This is a genomic window from Pseudomonas sp. SIMBA_067 (genome assembly GCF_046534675.1).
GTDB lineage: Bacteria > Pseudomonadota > Gammaproteobacteria > Pseudomonadales > Pseudomonadaceae > Aquipseudomonas > Aquipseudomonas putida.
Genome location: NZ_JAWRYH010001115.1, coordinates 1 through 245, shown reverse-complemented (window position 1 = coordinate 245; position 245 = coordinate 1). Strand labels below are relative to the sequence as shown.

The 245-nt window shown below is 63.3% G+C and carries 1 protein-coding gene; it reads left to right on the top strand.

Annotated elements, in window-relative coordinates; genetic code table 11:
- A partial coding sequence (locus tag SB765_RS32745) for a nucleoside monophosphate kinase (protein WP_410932906.1) occupies positions 1-245 on the top strand: 245 nt, incomplete at both ends.

The following is a 245-nucleotide window of genomic DNA, read 5'->3' as shown; positions in this document are numbered from 1 at the left end:
AGAAAGTCATGGATGCCGGCCAACTGGTCTCCGACGATCTGATCATCAGCCTGGTAAAGGAGCGCATCGCCCAGCCGGATTGCGCCAACGGCTGCCTGTTCGACGGCTTCCCACGGACCATTCCGCAGGCTGAAGCCATGGTCGCCGCCGGTGTCGACATCGACGCCGTGGTCGAAATCGCCGTTGACGATGAAGAAATCGTTGGCCGTATGGCCGGTCGCCGTGTGCACCTGGCCTCGGGCCGC